Here is a 13,571-nt window from a genome sequence, read left to right on the forward strand (position 1 = left end):
AAAAAACCTCGTTCATTACAAACGAGGTTTTTTTTATAAAATTATGTGCTTAGTTTTTCATTGGAATATTCTCCAAAACTTCTAATACAAGTTTCCAATATTTTTGAGCAGAAGAAATACTTGCTCTTTCGTCTGGGCTATGTGCTCCTTTGATTGTTGGTCCAAAAGAAATCATATCCATTTCAGGATAATTAGTTCCTAATATTCCACATTCTAAACCAGCGTGACAAGCTACAACAGCAGCTTTACTTCCGTTTTGTTTTTCGTAAATTGAACTTAAAACGTCTAATATTTCAGAATTAGCATTTGGTGTCCAACCTGGGTAACTTCCAGAAAACTCTACTTCGCACCCCATTAATTCAAATGCAGAACGTAAAGCGTTTGCTAAATCAAATTTCGCAGTTTCTACTGAAGAACGTGTTAAACATTTTACGCTTAATTTTCCTTCGCCAACAGTTACCATTGCAATGTTGTTTGAAGTTTCTACTAAGTTATCAAAATCAGCACTCATTCTATACACACCATTATGTGCCGCATATAAAGCTCTTACTAAAAAGTATTGCGCCATAGGTGGCATTACTTTCGTAGCAGTAGTTTCTGATTTCTCAATAACAATATCTAAATTTGGATCTGTTGTTTTAAACTCTACTTTTATTTCGTTGATGATTTCTTGCATATCAAATACAAAAGCATCATCGTAAACATTAGCAATAATAACTTGAGCAACACTTTCTCTTGGAATAGCATTACGCAAACTTCCTCCTTTTATAGAAGCAATTTGAAGGCCGAAATCATCATAACCGTCAAATAATAAACGGTTCATGATTTTATTTGCATTCCCTAAACCTTTATGAATCTCTATTCCCGAATGTCCACCGCTTAATCCTTTTACAGTAATAGTATAACCAACAGCAATTTCTGTAACATCTTCTTCATCATATTCTGCAGTTGCAGTAACATCAATTCCACCAGCACATCCTATGTCAATTTCATCGTCTTCTTCAGTGTCTAAGTTTAAAAGGATTTCTCCGTCTAACATTCCACCTTGTAAGCCCATTGCGCCAGTCATTCCCGTTTCTTCATCTATTGTGAATAAAGCTTCTATTGCAGGATGCTTGATTGTTGTACTTTCTAAAATTGCCATAATAGTAGCCACTCCTAAACCGTTATCAGCACCAAGAGTTGTTCCGTTTGCACGAACCCAGTCTCCATCTACATACATTTCAATTCCTTGTGTATCGAAATCAAAAACAGTATCGTTATTTTTTTGATGAACCATATCTAAATGCGATTGCATTACAATGGTTTTTCTATTTTCCATTCCAGCAGAAGCCGGTTTTTTTATAATTACATTTCCTACGTGATCTTTTACAACTTCGAATCCTAACTTCTTTCCGAAATCCATCATGAAAGCAATTACACGCTCTTCTTTTTTAGATGGACGTGGTACAGCATTTAAATCGGCGAATTTGTTCCAAAGTTCTTTTGGTTCAAGGTTTCTTACTTCTTGGCTCATAATTTTAGTTTAAAAATTCAAAGTCACAAAGTTACAAAGTATATTTTCCATAGAATTGAAAAACTCATTATATTTACACTATAAAATTCTACTTTGAAAAGAAAATACGTATTACCTCTTTTATTAGTTGTCCAAATTATCTTGGTTAAAACCTTGGCCTTTTTTCCTGAGTTTGTGGAAAACTGGTACAGCAAAGGCTTGTATCCTAAAATTTATTTTGTTTCTCGAAATGTTTTTGGAAGCATTCCATTTTCAATTGGCGATGTGATTTATTATATTTTAATTTTTCTATTGCTACGATGGATTTGGAACCATCAAAAAGGATTTTGGAAAAATTGGAAAACAAACGGATTAACTGTTTTGAGTTGGTTTTCGATCTTCTATTTCTTTTTTCATCTTTTATGGGGAATGAATTATTATAGAGTTCCACTTCACGAAAAACTAAACATCAATAAAGAATATACTTTAGCCGAACTAGAAGCATTTACCAAAAAAATGATTGCTAAAACAAATGCAATTCAGGTTGAAATTACCAAAAATGATTCCGTTGAAGTTGTTGTGCCTTATTCAAATACCGAAATATTTGAGTTGGCTCAAAATGGTTACAAAAACTTACCAGATGCGTTAAATGATTTTCAATACCATTACAAAAGTACAAAAGCTTCATTGTTTAGTTATCCTTTAAGCTATATGGGTTTTGGTGGTTATTTGAATCCGTTTACCAATGAAGCGCAGGTTAATATTTTAAAACCAAAATACAACTCCCCTTTAACTACTACGCACGAAATGGCACACCAAACAGGGATTGGCAGCGAAAGCGAATGTAATTTTATAGGTTTTATTGCGGCTACAAAAAATGAAGATATTTATTTTAAATATGCTGCCTATAGTTTTATAACGCGTTATTGTTTACATAACCTAGAAAAAATACAAGAAGGAAATTCAGAAAAATTTCTTGCAACTATAAGCAAAGGTGTTTTGAAAAACTTTGACGAAAACGAGCAGTTTTGGCAAAAGTACCACACGCCTATTGATACTGCTTTTGAAATTTTCTATGATAGTTTCTTAAAAGCGAACCAACAACAAGACGGTTTAGAAAGCTACAGTAAGTTTGTGGGGTTGATGATTGGGTATGAGAAAGTGGTCAGTGAGCAGAAATAAATTGGCAGTAAAAAAATACGTTTTAAATTATTTTCAACTTAAAAAAACTATACATTAAAAATTTTATCTCTGTTAATGTTTGCTAAATAAATGAAAGTAGCAATCATAACTAAAATATAGATAATTATCATTATTCCTCCTTCTTTTGACTTTTTAAAATTATACCTTTTAAACTTATTGTTTTTCAAAAGAAAAAAATAATTTAAAAAGAACAAAACTGCAAGAATGATGACAACTTGTAGCTTAACAGCTAAAAAATGGACAGCTTTATTAATTATTAAAGCATAAACCAATTGAAATATTATGATGTGGAAAAAACAAATTAACGAACCAACTAAACCTGATGAAATTCTAGCCATTTTATGCCCTTCTCCACAAACATCTCTAAAAAACCAATAAAACCAATAAAACCTAAACAATAAATAACAATATAATTTCATTCGCTTTAAATACTTTAAAACTTCTTCTTTTTTACTAATTACTCTTCACAAATCACTAATTACTTTTTCCTAAATCTCATCACTCGTAAAACTAGTCAATTGTTTCTTTTTAAACGGACGAATAATTAAACGTGCTTCTCTATCGAAACGTATGTAATTATACACCCAATTTAAGAACACAACCGCTTTATTTTTGAAACCAATTAAGGAAAACAAGTGCACGAACATCCACACAAACCAAGCAAAAACACCGCTGAATTTGTAGTTTTTTAAATCTACAACCGCTTTGTTTCTTCCAATAGTTGCCATGGAACCTTTGTCTTTATAAATAAAAGGTTTCATTTCTTTTTTATTAATTAGATTAATTAGATTTCCAGCTACATGTCGACCTTGCTGCATTGCTGGTTGCGCCATCATAGGATGCCCTTGCGGATATTCATCTGAAATCATGGAAGCAATATCGCCAATGGCAAAAATATTCTCGTAACCAATAACTTGATTAAATTGGTTCACTTTTATACGTTCTGCTCTTTCTACTAAACTATCTGCACTTAAACCGCCTACTAAAGCGCCTTGTACTCCAGCTGTCCAAATAACAGTTGCACTATCAAAAGACAAATCAGAATTTGTTGTCACAATTCTGGTATCGTAACCAGTTACTCTAACATTTTTCCAAACACTTACACCTAATTTTAGCAAAAACTCTTCCGCTTTTTCAGAAGCGTGTTCGCTCATGGTATTTAAAATTCTATCACCGCTTTGAATCAGGTTGATTTCCATTTTACGAACATCCAAATCAGGATAATCCTTGGGAAGAATGGCTTTTTTCATTTCGGCCAAAGCACCAGCAAGCTCCACTCCTGTTGGCCCTCCACCTACTAATACAAAATTCATTAAACTATGACGTTCATCAATATCGTTAGTTAATAAAGCTTGTTCGAAATTTTCTAAAATAAGACTACGAATGTTTAACGATTGCGGAATAGTTTTCATAGCCATGCAATTGCGTTCCATTTCTTTATTACCAAAGAAATTCGTTTTAGAACCAGTTGCCATAACCAAATAATCGTATTTTATTTCGCCAATATCTGCAATTACTTTACAGTTTTTGGTGTCAATTTCACGAACTTCGGCTAATCGAAAGTAAAAATTTTCAAATTCCTGTACTACTTTTCGAATAGGATAAGCAATAGAATCGGGTTCTAAACCCCCAGTAGCCACTTGATATAACAAAGGTTGGAAATTATGATAGTTGTGTTTGTCTAACAAAACCACTTGCACCTTTTTATTTCTTAATTTCTTTGCTAATGCAATACCGGCAAAACCACCACCTATAATAACTATTCTTGAAAAACTTGAACGAGGGATATTCATTTGTAATTTTTAATAAATGTACTACAAATATACAAAGATTGTTTCGATAGAAATTGTTTGTGAACTGAATTTATTATTTGATTTAACCTTCAATTTCATAGCCCAGATGGAAATGACAGATATAACGGACAGCTGGAAATAGCTTCTAAAAATAATCAGTATTATTGTAACAACTTAAAGTGTTTAACTACTTATAGAATATGAGTGAAGCTTCGGAAGAACAATTTGTGAAACTTTTACAGGAAAACCAAAATATTGTCCACAAGATTTGTAGACTGTATACGCATGACCAAGATTCTCATAACGACTTGTTTCAGGAAATAACTATTCAGTTATGGAAAGCGTATCCAAATTTTAGAGGTGATTCTAAATTTACCACTTGGGCGTATCGAGTTGGATTAAACACTGCAATTACCCTTTATAGGAAAAAGAAAAAAACAATTAACACGATTGAATTTGACAATACTTTTCATAAAGTAAAACAAGAGGATTACAATTTTGAAGAAGAAGAGCAAATTAAGCTTTTATACAGTGCTATTGGGGAGTTAAATGATATTGAAAAAGCATTGGTTTTTTTATACTTAGAAGAAAAAGATTATAGAGAAATTTCTGAAACATTAGGTATTACCGAAGTGAATGCAAGAGTAAAGATGAACAGATTGAAGGGTAAATTAAAAAAAATATTAAATCCGTAATGATGATGGATGAATTAGATATATTAAAAAAAGATTGGAAGAAGAGCGAAAGTTCTTTCAACCAAATCACGGAAAAAGAAATTTATGGAATGCTGCATAAAAAATCATCTTCTATTGTAAAATGGATTTTGGTTATTAGTATTCTTGAAATTGCTTTTTGGAGTGTATTAGGCTTTTTTACAGCTGATGAAAATTATTTAAAAACATTAGAACAATACCATTTAAGGGAAGTAATGCCTATTATTACAACTCTTAACTATGGTGTTATTCTTTTCTTTATTTACTTGTTTTATAAAAACTACAAGACAATTAATACCACTGATACTGTTAAGCAATTAATGCACACTATTTTAAAAACCAGAAAAACAGTACAGCATTATGTTTGGTATAACTTAATAATGACTTTCTTATCAATGGTACTTGTGGTTGTTTTTCAGTTGAAATATGACCCTAATATTGAAAAAGTATTTAAGAATGTAAGCAGCTCAATGGATTCTAACTTATTTTATTTAATGGTTACTTTCTTTTACATTATTGTTATAGTTGCTGTTATAGGCTTTATATGGTTATTTTACAAACTGATTTATGGAATATTAATGAAGCGATTAAACAACAATTATAAAGAATTAAAGAAAATAGATTTATAATATTATGGTACGAATAATTTTTGTTTTAGTCTCGCTTGTAATTGGTTTTGTAGTCAATGCACAAAGTTTAGAAAAAAGTTTACTTTGGAAAATTTCTGGAAACGGATTAGAAAAGCCTTCTTATCTTTTTGGAACTATGCATGCAGTTTGTGAAATACATTTTGATGATAATATTACAAAAGCCTTAGACGAAACTTCTCAGTTGTATCTTGAAATTGATATGGATGACCCAAGTTTGCAAGCAACCATGATGGAAGGAATGATGATGAAAGACGGTATAACAATTTCATCTTTAATGACAGAAGAAGATGCTATTATTGTTGATACCTTTTTAAAAGAAAACGTGAGTATTTCTGTCAAAATGGTTGATAAGTTCAAGCCCTTTATGATTAGTTCTATGTTTATTCCAAAACTTTTAGAATGTCCAATGCAATCTATTGAAATGGAATTGATGAAAATTTCTAAAGCACAAAAAGAAGAAGTGTATGGTTTAGAAACAATTACAGATCAATTAACTGTTTTTGATAAAATTCCATATAAAGTTCAAGTAGAAGAATTGATTAAAACAGCAAAAGACAACATGGTCAAAGACAAAGCGGAATTTAAAAAAATGGTCGCTGTTTATGAAGATAAGGATATTGAGGGAATGATAGATTTAATGGACGAGTCAGAAAACAAGATTTCAACTGATTTTAATGATATTTTATTAAATGATAGAAATGCCAATTGGATTCCAGTTATTGAAAAAGTTTCAAAAGAACAACCTACTTTCTATGGAGTTGGTGCTGGACATTTAGCTGGAGAGAATGGTGTTATTAAACTACTTCGAAAAAAAGGATATACTGTTGAAGCAGTAAAATAAAAAATCCCGCTAAAAGCGGGATTTTTTATTAATATTTCCATTTTCTCTCTTCGTCAAGTTTTGCCTGTTCTTCTAAATCTTCAACAGGAATAACTTTTAAAAATGAAGAGTGTTGTTCTATAGCATATTCAATTTTCTCAACAATATCTTCAATTGAATCTTTTTCATAATCAAAAACTAAAGGTTCTTTAATTATAAAAGATTGTAAGATTCCTTTTTTCTTTATTAATAGCCCTTTTCTATCAAATGAACGTCTAAAACCATCAATAACAATGGGCACAACAATAGGTTTATGTTGCATAATGATATGCGCAGTACCTTTTCTTACAGGTTTAAAAGATCTTGTAGTACCTTGTGGAAAAGTAATCACCCAACCGTCTTCTAGCGCAACTTTAATGTTTTCAGTATCATTTGGGTTCACTCCTCTTTTTACGTCTTTACCTTCTGCTCTCCAAGTTCTTTCCACAGAAATTGCTCCAGCGTAGGCTAAAATTTTAGGAAGCAAACCAGAAGTCATAGTTTCTTTAGCAGCAACATAATACATATTCATTTTTGGATTCCAAAGATAACCGACATTCTTAATGTTATTTTCTCTTCCTTTTAAACTTGCGTTTAAAACATGAAACATAGCAACAACATCAGCAAAATACGTCTGGTGATTTGAAATAAATAAAACATTAGTATCAGGAAGATTTCTTATGATTTCAGAACCTTCAATTTGTAAACTGTTAAATCCACGATATCTTTTATGAGTTAATAGAGCTGCAACACGTATTAACCATTTTTTTAAAAATAATATATGACCAAAAGGATTTCTCTTAAATAATCCCATAATTTTTCGTTTTTTATTATAAAGCAAGGCTACAAATGTAGCAAATCAGTAGCTTTTTTACCTAATTAAGTGTGAAAAAATCAAAAATTTAAAAAACTAAAATTACGATTTAAGTACATTTACAATAGCTTCTTTCAATTCGCTCATCATCATTGCAGTTGCTCCCCAAACAACATATTTGTCAACCATAAATGCAGGCACCTCAATATCAGTAGCATAAGAGGTTGTCATTTTAACTTTAGTAATGGTTTTATCATCTATAAATGCAGAAAACGGGAATTCTAAAACCCTTTTAACTTCATCTAAATCAGGAACAAATTGAAGTTCTTGATGAGAAATTCCCATAAAAGGCGACACTAAATAGTTACTTGGTGGAATATAAATGGTACTAAATGGCTTTATGACTTCAATTTTGTTTGGATGAATTCCAACTTCTTCATGTGTTTCTCTTAATGCTGTTTCAGATAAGTCTTTATCTTCTAATTCTACTTTTCCACCAGGAAAACCAATTTGAGAAGAATGAACACCTGGATATGTATTTCTAACAATTAAAGCTAAATGTGTTTCCTTATTTTTAGGGTAAAACAGCATTAAAACAGCCGCTTTTCTTGGCTTTTTGTCTTCATAATTCGTTTCCTTTAAAAAAGAAATTCGTTCCAATGGAGCCATTTTTGCATGAGCATCTGCTGCTAGCAATTTTTCTTTTTCTATTTTTGGAATATATTTTACAAAATCGAGAAATAACATCTGGTTAAAAAATTTACAGATTCTAAGTTAAGTCTATTTTTTAACATATCAATAAACAAATACAAAAATGTTTAGTAAAGAAGAAGCACAAAGATTAAAGAAAGAGTTTTGGACAGCATTTGCAGCTTCAAACTCTAGAAAATGGATATTATACAACACAAAAATTAAAGATGTTACATTTAAGTTTTATGTTGACAATAAAAAAGCACAAGTTTTATTAGATATAGAACCAAAGAACGATAAAAATCGTATAGTATATTATGAGAAAGTAGAATCGTTAAAAGATTTATTACTTGAAAATCATTTGCCAGATGCAATTTTTGAAAGAGAGTTTCACTTAAGCACTGGGAAAGTGATCAGTAGAGTTTGGGTTGAAAAAACAGGTTTAAGCATGAATAATAAAGAACATTGGCCAGAAATATTTGAATTCTTTTCTGAAAAAATGGAAGCTTTTGAATACTTCTTCTTTGAGCATGAAGAATACATCAAAGATTTAGAAATTAATACTTAAATCACTATTTGTAATTCAGCTAACATTTTATTTCTTATATTAAAACTAATTTTGAACTATAAAATAAAAAGCTATGAAAAAGATTATTTTATTATTATTTGCCATCACAATTCAATCATGTCAATCGCAAACGAAAGAAACTATGGAACCAAAAGTAAACAAAACAGATGCTGAATGGAAAGCACAACTTAGTGAAGTAGAATATGAAGTTTTAAGAAAAAAAGGAACAGAAAGAGCCTATACTGGCGAATACTGGGATCATTTTGAAAAAGGGACATATGTATGTGCAGCATGTGAAGCACAACTATTTGAATCAAATACAAAATTTGAATCAGATTGTGGTTGGCCTTCATTCGACAAAGCTATTGAGGGAAGTGTAAAATACAATAAAGACATGAGCTATGGAATGGTAAGAACCGAAGTTGTTTGCGCAAATTGCAACGGACATTTAGGTCATATTTTTGATGATGGACCAAAAGAAACTACAGGTCAGCGCTTTTGCACTAATTCTGTTTCTATAAAATTCATTCCTAAAAAGTAACATCATGAAAAAAGTATATTACTGGTTAATTAGAATTGTTCCTGCAGTAATAATGTTGCAAACTTTATTTTTTAAATTCACTGCTGCCCCAGAGAGTATAGCATTATTTACTAAACTTGGAGTAGAACCTTACGGAAGAATTGGTTCAGGAGTTATTGAATTATTAGCTGCGATATTATTATTAATTCCAAGTAAAAGTTTCTATGGGGCCATTTTAGGTATTGGAACTATGATAAGTGCTATTTTATCCCATTTATTTATTATTGGAATAAACTTTAATAATGATGGTGGAGCATTATTTACTTTAGCCCTAGTTACATTTGTTTGTTGTGTATTTGTTCTTTTTGAAGAAAGAAATAAATTTAGTACATTTAAAAAACCAAATTAACAATATGCTAATCGCTGCAATTAAAGCAAATTTTATTCAAATCTCAAAACTCTTAAATCAATTAAATGATAAAGAGTATACTTATTGTCACGCTGAATTAAGCAATGCTACAATTGGAGAACATACAAGGCATATTATTGAAATGTATCAATCTCTATTGAAAAGCCATATCACAGGCATTGTTAATTATGATAAAAGAGAGCGTAATATTGCTATTCAAACCAACAAAAATGTTGCGTTAAATGCAATTAGTGCCATCTTAGAAAATATTGAATTAGAAAATATTCAAATGACATTAGAACAAGGAGTTGATATAGTTACATTTCAAGTCCAAACTAACTATTATAGAGAATTACTGTATAATTTAGAGCATAGTATTCACCATCAAGCTTTAATAAAAGTAGCGGTTTTGAAAAATAAAAACATCCAACTTTGTTCTGAATTTGGTGTTGCAAAATCAACAATTGAATATAGAACACAATGTGTACAGTAAGTTTCGTTCCAACAAATGATGGAATTTGCATTACTTCTAATCGAGATGAAAAAACCACTCGTAGCAAGGCTATTTCTCCTCAAAAAGTATTAATTAAAAATAAAGAAATAACATTCCCAAAAGATCCACAAGCCGGAGGAACTTGGTTTGCCCATGATGATAAAAACATTATTGTTTTACTTAATGGTGCTCAAGAAAGACACATTTCAAAAGGAAATTACAGGAAAAGTAGAGGAATCATTGTTTTAGATTTAATAAGTGCTGAAAATCCTTTTTCAGAGTGGAATACAATCGATTTAAACGACATTGAATCTTTTACAATTGTATATTTTGATGGCAAAAATCTATTTCAATTACAGTGGAACGAAATTGAAAAATCAACAATAGAATTAGACAGTTCAGATTCACACATTTGGTCTTCATCAACTTTATATACTAAAGAAATACGAACAGAAAGAGCTAAATGGTTTGAAGAATTTCTTGAAAAAACCAAAAATATAACGGCAAAAGACTTATTACATTTTCACCAATTTACGGAAAACGAAAACACAAATTACGGATTGCAAATTAACCGAAATAACATGCTTAAAACCGTAAGTATTACACAATGTGTTATAAATAAAACTATATCTTTAAATTATATAGACTTGTTAGAAATATGAAAAAAATAAAATTATTTCTACACAAAGTTACACATTGGGAATACTGGCCGTATCAAGTCGTTTATATTCCCATATATTTTCAATACATCTATTACGTAGCATGTACAAAATCATTTTTTTACTTTAATGCATCAAATCCAACCATTAGAAATGGCGGTTTTTTCATGGAATCTAAAAAAGAAATCTACGACCTTATTCCACAAAAATATTATCCTACCACACTATTAATTGAAAACAAAACATCAATAGATGCAATTGAACAATTAATAAAAAGCCATCAAATTACATATCCCTTAATTTGTAAACCAAATGTTGGGCTCAGAGGAACAGCAGTAAAAAAAATTGATACTATTGATGAACTTTCAAAATATGCAAATAAAGCTAATTTTGACTTTCTAGTCCAAAATTTAATTCCGTATCAAAACGAAATCGGACTATTTTATATTAAATTACCAAATGAAGAAAAAGGTAAAATTACAGGAATCGTTGCAAAAGAATTTCTAATACTAACAGGAAACGGAAAAAACACCATTAAAGAACTATTAGAAAAAGATCCACGTTACCAATTTCAACTCAAAACACTAGAAGAAGAGTACAAAGAAAAACTAGATACTGTTTTAGGATTAAACGAAACCATAAACCTAGTTCCATACGGTAATCATTGCCGCGGAACAAAATTTATCGATGCAAGCAATCTAATTACTCCAAAACTAACCGATACCTTCAACACAATTTGCAACCAAATAGAAGGTTTCAATTACGGAAGAATGGACATTATGTTCAGTTCATACGATGAATTAGAAAACGGAATCAACTTTCAAATTGTAGAAATTAATGGAGCAATAAGCGAACCAACACACATCTACGATCCAAACCACAGCTTACTTCACGGCTGGAAAGAACTTACCAAACACTTTCATTATTTGTACCTTATAAGCAAACAAAACAAACAAAAAGGTGTTCCCTATCTTACCTTCAAACAAGGCGTAAAAGAATTTAAGAAACATAATGAATATTACAACACCATTTTAAAATTTTAAATAAAAAAAAGAGCAATATAGTATTGCTCTTTTTTTATTTAAATTAAATAATTAACGATTAGTTGAGATTATTTTTTTAACTGTTACACCTTTTCTAGTGATAACTTTTACATAATATAATTCTCCTTTTACATGGTTAAATGGAACTTTAAAATTAACTTCTTTGTTAAAGTATGCATTTTCATCATGTTCATTCATCAATAAAGATCCTTTAGCATCAAACACTTGTATGTCTGCTGGTGATTGATAATCAAATTCATATCGAATTGTAAAATCACCATTAAAAGGAACCGGATAAACAGTAAAGTTTGCGCTTAATAAACTGCTTCCAGAATCTTCTTTTTCAGGAATTACAACTTTAATTCTACATTGATCATACCCTCTATTAATAGCATCAACTGCAGAATTAACGTTAGAAGCTGAAAGACCTCCAATATTTTCACCTCCAAGAGCTCTGTTTGCAAGAGCAAATAAAGAACTTACGGTCGCACCTCCATTATTATTTAAATAATAAATAACATTTGAAGGAATCTTAAATATTTGAACAGTATTCATGTCAGGTGTATCAGAGCCACAAGATACAGCTTTAGCTGTGGCAAATTGCGGTTCTAATACTACTGAACTTAAAGAACCATCCATTTGAAGATTAAAGAACAAAGTCATTGTTTGACTTAATAAATTATTATTTATTCTACCAATATTAGTTCCTTTATTATATAAAGGATCATTATCTGACCAAGTTGCAAAAATATCATATGTAGCAAACCCAACTAATGCTCTAGGTGTTCCTCCACCAGGAAGCATTGTGAAAATATTATTTTTTACAGGAATGTTTGCTCCAGTAACATCTGATAGTTTTAATAAGAAATAATTTCCTGTATTTAAACTACCAAAATTATAACTACCTCCAACTTGTGTTAAAGCATTAATCATCATTACATGAGAGTTTACAGTACCATAATTAGGAGTACAACCTAAACCGCCATAATTTCCATAAAAACCTTGCGTATAAGTACAATGAGGTGCGTCACATGAATTAACTAATACAGTAAACTCACATTCATTAGCGGCATTATTACAAAAATCCGAAGCATTTAATTTAATTGTAATTAATTCTCCCACTGGGTAAGGATCATTTAAAGCCAATCCGTCTGATCTAACAGCAACAATTTCAATATCCTCATCACAATTGTCAAATACTTCAGGTAAAACAATTATTGGTAATCCTTCACATTCCAATACTTCAATATTAGAAGGACATTCGAATGTTGGTTTTGTTTCATCGTAATGACGACTCACTCGAATTACTACAGCATCAGCTGCATTTTCACAATCATCTGTAATGTTAAAGGTATAATCTATATATTGCGTACAACCATCGGTAACGATATCACCAGCAACTCCAGCAACTTCGCCTGAAGTTTGTTCGTTAATACCACAATTGTCTGTCCAATCTGCATTTAAGCCTGCTGGCCATTCTGCATTACAGCCTTCTAATACTACATCATCTCGATCTGCAATAATTGGTTTTGTTTCATCGTAATGACGACTCACTCGAATTACTACAGCATCAGCTGCATTTTCACAATCATCTGTAATGTTAAAGGTATAATCTATATATTGAGTACATCCATCGGTAACGATATCACCAGCAACTCCAGC

General features: G+C 30.7%; 16 protein-coding genes. 10 read left to right on the forward strand and 6 right to left on the reverse strand.

Annotated elements, in window-relative coordinates:
* Positions 1-49 precede the first annotated feature (49 nt).
* Positions 50-1,516 (reverse strand): aminoacyl-histidine dipeptidase, encoded by a 1,467-nt coding sequence (locus UXY25_RS05155; protein ID WP_320814936.1) that lies wholly within the window; start codon positions 1,514-1,516, stop codon positions 50-52.
* A gap of 93 nt (positions 1,517-1,609) precedes the next feature.
* Here UXY25_RS05155 and UXY25_RS05160 point away from each other — a divergent pair, with 93 nt between their 5' ends.
* Complete coding sequence (locus UXY25_RS05160; protein WP_320814937.1) at positions 1,610-2,677, forward strand: DUF3810 domain-containing protein; 1,068 nt, start codon at positions 1,610-1,612, stop codon at positions 2,675-2,677.
* Between the two features lie 47 nt (positions 2,678-2,724).
* Here the strand turns inward: UXY25_RS05160 and UXY25_RS05165 are convergent, their stop codons facing one another.
* Positions 2,725-3,117, reverse strand: a complete 393-nt coding sequence (locus tag UXY25_RS05165; RefSeq protein ID WP_320814938.1) for a hypothetical protein — start codon at positions 3,115-3,117, stop codon at positions 2,725-2,727.
* Between the two features lie 69 nt (positions 3,118-3,186).
* Entirely contained in the window at positions 3,187-4,491 is a 1,305-nt protein-coding gene (locus UXY25_RS05170; RefSeq protein ID WP_320814939.1) for an NAD(P)/FAD-dependent oxidoreductase, read from the reverse strand.
* Between the two features lie 200 nt (positions 4,492-4,691).
* On the opposite strand from UXY25_RS05170, the gene UXY25_RS05175 reads away from it, so the two are divergent.
* Genes UXY25_RS05175 through UXY25_RS05185 form a run of 3 tightly spaced genes read left to right on the forward strand, consistent with a single transcriptional unit; the run spans position 4,692 to position 6,695 of the window.
* On the forward strand, positions 4,692-5,186 hold the full coding sequence (locus tag UXY25_RS05175; RefSeq protein ID WP_320814940.1) for a sigma-70 family RNA polymerase sigma factor: 495 nt from the start codon (positions 4,692-4,694) through the stop codon (positions 5,184-5,186).
* Positions 5,187-5,191: 5 nt separating this feature from the next.
* Positions 5,192-5,833 (forward strand): hypothetical protein, encoded by a 642-nt coding sequence (locus UXY25_RS05180; RefSeq protein ID WP_414601367.1) that lies wholly within the window; start codon positions 5,192-5,194, stop codon positions 5,831-5,833.
* A 4-nt stretch (positions 5,834-5,837) separates the two neighbouring features.
* Positions 5,838-6,695 (forward strand): TraB/GumN family protein, encoded by an 858-nt coding sequence (locus UXY25_RS05185; protein ID WP_320814942.1) that lies wholly within the window; start codon positions 5,838-5,840, stop codon positions 6,693-6,695.
* A gap of 28 nt (positions 6,696-6,723) precedes the next feature.
* Here UXY25_RS05185 and UXY25_RS05190 read toward each other — a convergent pair whose 3' ends face one another.
* Positions 6,724-7,527 (reverse strand): lysophospholipid acyltransferase family protein, encoded by an 804-nt coding sequence (locus UXY25_RS05190; protein ID WP_320814943.1) that lies wholly within the window; start codon positions 7,525-7,527, stop codon positions 6,724-6,726.
* A 102-nt stretch (positions 7,528-7,629) separates the two neighbouring features.
* Positions 7,630-8,274, reverse strand: a complete 645-nt coding sequence (locus UXY25_RS05195) for a CoA pyrophosphatase (RefSeq protein ID WP_320814944.1) — start codon at positions 8,272-8,274, stop codon at positions 7,630-7,632.
* Between the two features lie 67 nt (positions 8,275-8,341).
* Here UXY25_RS05195 and UXY25_RS05200 point away from each other — a divergent pair, with 67 nt between their 5' ends.
* The 6 genes from UXY25_RS05200 (at position 8,342) to UXY25_RS05225 (ending at position 11,909) form a co-directional block, all read left to right on the forward strand.
* Positions 8,342-8,785 (forward strand): DUF4268 domain-containing protein, encoded by a 444-nt coding sequence (locus UXY25_RS05200; RefSeq protein ID WP_320814945.1) that lies wholly within the window; start codon positions 8,342-8,344, stop codon positions 8,783-8,785.
* Between the two features lie 73 nt (positions 8,786-8,858).
* Positions 8,859-9,326, forward strand: a complete 468-nt coding sequence (msrB, locus tag UXY25_RS05205) for a peptide-methionine (R)-S-oxide reductase MsrB (RefSeq protein WP_320814946.1) — start codon at positions 8,859-8,861, stop codon at positions 9,324-9,326.
* Positions 9,327-9,330: 4 nt separating this feature from the next.
* Complete coding sequence (locus UXY25_RS05210; protein WP_320814947.1) at positions 9,331-9,714, forward strand: DoxX family protein; 384 nt, start codon at positions 9,331-9,333, stop codon at positions 9,712-9,714.
* A gap of 4 nt (positions 9,715-9,718) precedes the next feature.
* Positions 9,719-10,207, forward strand: coding sequence for a DinB family protein (locus tag UXY25_RS05215; RefSeq protein ID WP_320814948.1), 489 nt, complete (start codon positions 9,719-9,721; stop codon positions 10,205-10,207).
* On the forward strand, positions 10,195-10,869 hold the full coding sequence (locus UXY25_RS05220) for a hypothetical protein (protein WP_320814949.1): 675 nt from the start codon (positions 10,195-10,197) through the stop codon (positions 10,867-10,869). The genes UXY25_RS05215 and UXY25_RS05220 overlap by 13 nt, the downstream gene beginning before the upstream one ends.
* Complete coding sequence (locus UXY25_RS05225; protein WP_320814950.1) at positions 10,866-11,909, forward strand: D-alanine--D-alanine ligase; 1,044 nt, start codon at positions 10,866-10,868, stop codon at positions 11,907-11,909. The genes UXY25_RS05220 and UXY25_RS05225 overlap by 4 nt, the downstream gene beginning before the upstream one ends.
* A gap of 51 nt (positions 11,910-11,960) precedes the next feature.
* Here the strand turns inward: UXY25_RS05225 and UXY25_RS05230 are convergent.
* On the reverse strand, positions 11,961-13,571 hold a 1,611-nt coding region (locus UXY25_RS05230; RefSeq protein WP_320814951.1), incomplete at its 5' end, for a T9SS type A sorting domain-containing protein.

This window comes from Flavobacterium sp., assembly GCF_034111225.1.
In the GTDB taxonomy this organism is placed as follows: Bacteria; Bacteroidota; Bacteroidia; order Flavobacteriales; family Flavobacteriaceae; genus Flavobacterium.

Coding starts and splice junctions, on each gene's coding strand:
- UXY25_RS05155 (WP_320814936.1), bottom strand. CDS start 1,516: ATGAGCCAAGAAGTAAGAAACCTTGAACCAAAAGAACTTTGGAACAAA.
- UXY25_RS05165 (WP_320814938.1), bottom strand. CDS start 3,117: ATGAAATTATATTGTTATTTATTGTTTAGGTTTTATTGGTTTTATTGG.
- UXY25_RS05170 (WP_320814939.1), bottom strand. CDS start 4,491: ATGAATATCCCTCGTTCAAGTTTTTCAAGAATAGTTATTATAGGTGGT.
- UXY25_RS05175 (WP_320814940.1), top strand. CDS start 4,692: ATGAGTGAAGCTTCGGAAGAACAATTTGTGAAACTTTTACAGGAAAAC.
- UXY25_RS05180 (WP_414601367.1), top strand. CDS start 5,192: ATGGATGAATTAGATATATTAAAAAAAGATTGGAAGAAGAGCGAAAGT.
- UXY25_RS05185 (WP_320814942.1), top strand. CDS start 5,838: ATGGTACGAATAATTTTTGTTTTAGTCTCGCTTGTAATTGGTTTTGTA.
- UXY25_RS05190 (WP_320814943.1), bottom strand. CDS start 7,527: ATGGGATTATTTAAGAGAAATCCTTTTGGTCATATATTATTTTTAAAA.
- UXY25_RS05195 (WP_320814944.1), bottom strand. CDS start 8,274: ATGTTATTTCTCGATTTTGTAAAATATATTCCAAAAATAGAAAAAGAA.
- UXY25_RS05200 (WP_320814945.1), top strand. CDS start 8,342: ATGTTTAGTAAAGAAGAAGCACAAAGATTAAAGAAAGAGTTTTGGACA.
- msrB (WP_320814946.1), top strand. CDS start 8,859: ATGAAAAAGATTATTTTATTATTATTTGCCATCACAATTCAATCATGT.
- UXY25_RS05210 (WP_320814947.1), top strand. CDS start 9,331: ATGAAAAAAGTATATTACTGGTTAATTAGAATTGTTCCTGCAGTAATA.
- UXY25_RS05215 (WP_320814948.1), top strand. CDS start 9,719: ATGCTAATCGCTGCAATTAAAGCAAATTTTATTCAAATCTCAAAACTC.
- UXY25_RS05220 (WP_320814949.1), top strand. CDS start 10,195: ATGTGTACAGTAAGTTTCGTTCCAACAAATGATGGAATTTGCATTACT.
- UXY25_RS05225 (WP_320814950.1), top strand. CDS start 10,866: ATGAAAAAAATAAAATTATTTCTACACAAAGTTACACATTGGGAATAC.